At 71.3% G+C, this 2,522-nt stretch carries 5 protein-coding genes; 3 read left to right on the top strand and 2 right to left on the bottom strand.

The features are described from left to right. On the bottom strand, positions 1-530 hold a 530-nt coding region (locus CCN29_RS33820), incomplete at its 3' end, for an enoyl-CoA hydratase/isomerase family protein (RefSeq protein ID WP_143661464.1). A gap of 71 nt (positions 531-601) precedes the next feature. On the opposite strand from CCN29_RS33820, the gene CCN29_RS33815 reads away from it, so the two are divergent. Both CCN29_RS33815 and CCN29_RS33810 read left to right on the top strand, forming a co-directional pair. Then, positions 602-1,006 (top strand): MerR family transcriptional regulator, encoded by a 405-nt coding sequence (locus CCN29_RS33815; protein ID WP_031019420.1) that lies wholly within the window; start codon positions 602-604, stop codon positions 1,004-1,006. Between the two features lie 42 nt (positions 1,007-1,048). Continuing rightward, on the top strand, positions 1,049-1,321 hold the full coding sequence (locus tag CCN29_RS33810) for a lysine transporter LysE (protein ID WP_086686288.1): 273 nt from the start codon (positions 1,049-1,051) through the stop codon (positions 1,319-1,321). Positions 1,322-1,372: 51 nt separating this feature from the next. Here CCN29_RS33810 and CCN29_RS33805 read toward each other — a convergent pair whose 3' ends face one another. Next, on the bottom strand, positions 1,373-1,864 hold the full coding sequence (locus CCN29_RS33805) for a GNAT family N-acetyltransferase (RefSeq protein ID WP_086686286.1): 492 nt from the start codon (positions 1,862-1,864) through the stop codon (positions 1,373-1,375). Positions 1,865-2,122: 258 nt separating this feature from the next. On the opposite strand from CCN29_RS33805, the gene CCN29_RS33800 reads away from it, so the two are divergent. Further along, positions 2,123-2,522, top strand: a 400-nt coding sequence (locus CCN29_RS33800; protein ID WP_086686284.1) for a GNAT family N-acetyltransferase, incomplete at its 3' end; no start/stop codon positions are given.

Genomic DNA, 2,522 nt, shown 5'->3' with positions numbered 1-2,522 from the left:
GCGTCGACCAGCTCGCCGCCGAGGATCAGTTCGAGTGCGCGGGCGCGCCCGACGAGGGAGGTCATGTACTGCGTGCCGCCTCCGCCCGGGTAGATGCCCATCAGGGTTTCCGGCTGCGCCTGTGCGGATTTTCCGATCGCCGCGAAGCGCATGTCCAGCGCCATGGCGAACTCGTTGCCGCCGCCGCGTGCGAAGCCTGCGATCTTGCCGATCGTGACCTGCGGCAGCGACCGGATCTCCTCGTTCACGGCCTGCACCACGTTGGTGTCGGGCGGCAGTTCGCCATCGGCGGCCATCAGGGCCGGATCGGTGAGGAAGTGCATGTCCCCGTGCGCGATGAAGAACTCCGGGTCGGCACTCTCGAACACCACGACCCTGACCGTGTCGTCGTCGCGGACCTGCGCGGAGAAGGCCATCAGGTCCGCGATGAGCGTGCCGTCGAGCAGGTTGAGGGGAGGATGGTCGATCGTCACGGTCGCGACGCCGTGCTGGATGTCGACGCCGATGGCCGACAGGTTCGAGTACGTCATGACCGGTACGCTAGAACCTCACATCCATGTGAGATTCAACTGTTTGTGACGACGAACACACCGGAGATCGGATGAGGATCGGCGACCTGGCGGCGCGGACCGGCGTGAGCGTCCGTTCCCTGCGCTACTACGAGGAGCAGGGTCTGCTCGACAGCAGCCGCAGTCCCGGTGGCCATCGCCACTACGACGAGGAAGGCGTCGACAGGGTCGCGTACCTTCAGCGTCTCTACGCGGCGGGGCTGTCCAGCCAGACGATCCTCAGTCTGCTTCCCTGCCTGGAATCGCCGAGCGCCGCCACCTCCGACAGTGCTTTCGACCGCCTGGTCGAAGAACGCGACAAGCTGGTCACGCACATCGCCGGGCTCACGCGTACTCTCGAGTCCCTCGACGAGCTCATCACCCTCAACCGGAAACGCCGCGCCGCCTCCGTCGCGGACCCGGACAGCGGGGAACCAGGCAGGACGACACAGGGCTAGGGCGGTACGGCCGGTTCGGTCCGGGCGGGGTTCTGGGCCGGGGTGACCAACCCGGAGAGCGTCGTGTTCCTCACCGCCGTCCTGCCCCAGTTCGTCGACCGCGAGGCCGGTCACGCGACCGCGCCGATGCTGGTGCTCGGCCTGGCGGGCGCCCTGTTGCAGCTGCTCTCCGACGGCGTCCGGGGCCTGACCGCCGCCACCGCACGCGACTGGCCGGGCCGGTCACCGCGCAGGGCGGCGGTGATCGGCGGCACCGGCGGCCTGGCCATGCTCGGCCTGGGCGCGTCGGTGGCGTTCACGGTCCGCGCCGAGTGACGGGACGCCCGGGGCGGGCACGCAAGGCGCGCCCGCCCCGGGCCGTTCCGCTCAGAGCCGCCGGTAGTAGACGACCGTCGGCAGCGCCGTGCAGCCGAGGCGCTCGTAGAGGGCGCGGGCCGGTGCGTGGAAGGGGTCGCCGCCAGTGCCGATCTCGACGACCTCGGCGCCGAGGTCCCGCATCCGGGCGAAGGCGTGCTCGCACAGGGCGGTGCCGACGTGGTGGCGGCGGTGCCCGGCCGCGACGGCGAGGTGGCTGACGGTGCCGTTACGGCGGGCCGGGTCGACGCTCCACGCCACATACCCGGCGAGGCCGCGGTCGCCGGCCCCGTCCTCGGCGACCGCGACGTACAGGTGCCGCTCGGGGGCGTGGAGTCCGGGGACCTGCCGACGGTAGTCGTCGCGCCAGTCGCCGTGCTGGTTGGCAAAGACGGCCTCGCCGACCAGCGGGCGGAAGGACTCCTCGTAGAACGGCCGGAACGTCTCGATGGTCAGGTCGGTCAGGGCCGTGAGGTCCTGCGGGGTGAACGCGCGGATGCGCATGGGAGTGTGCCTTTCAGGCTGAGGGCTGGACGCCCGGACGGGACAAGGGCATCGGTCGCCCCGCTCCCGGCCGTGGAACGGCGCTGGTGAGCGGGGTCCTCAGTGACGCGTACGAAAGGCGGCGAAGCACTCCATGCGCCCAGGGTAGCCCCGGGGCCGACCGGGACGCCCGGCCGCCCCGTCGAGGCGGAACCGGCGCGCGTACGGCACGCCTTAATCGTTTGCCGCCGGCCGGCACGCGGGGGTAGGAAGGGCCGCATGCTGAGGGGAACCAGGGTCGGCCTCCGGGACCGGCACGACGACGACATACCGGTGCTGCGGGCCGAGCTCTACAACAACGTGGTCAACGCCGCGCGCGCCGAGGGCGGCCCGTGGCGGCCGGTCACGGCGAAGGATCCGCGGCTCGCCGTCGACAGCCCCCCGGACAACCTCGCGCCCTTCTCCGTCGTGGAGCTCGACGGCGGCACCCTCATCGGCACGGCGAACCTGTGGGGCATCGACACCCACAACCGCAACGCCCACATCGGCGTGGGCCTGCTCCCCGCCGCCCGCGGCAAGGGCTACGGCACGGACGTCGTCGCGACCCTCTGCTACTACGGCTTCGTCGTCCGCGGCCTCCAGCGCCTCCAGATCGAGACCCTCGCGGACAACGAGGGCA

The sequence above is a fragment of the Streptomyces pseudogriseolus genome (genome assembly GCA_002154585.1).
GTDB lineage: Bacteria > Actinomycetota > Actinomycetes > Streptomycetales > Streptomycetaceae > Streptomyces > Streptomyces pseudogriseolus.
The sequence above is the reverse complement of the archived record's forward strand: the minus strand, read 5'-3'. Positions and strand labels throughout refer to the sequence as shown.

Excerpts from the sequence above, each read along its gene's own strand:
- CCN29_RS33815 (WP_031019420.1), top strand. The coding sequence starts at position 602 with ATGAGGATCGGCGACCTGGCGGCGCGGACCGGCGTGAGCGTCCGTTCC.
- CCN29_RS33805 (WP_086686286.1), bottom strand. The coding sequence starts at position 1,864 with ATGCGCATCCGCGCGTTCACCCCGCAGGACCTCACGGCCCTGACCGAC.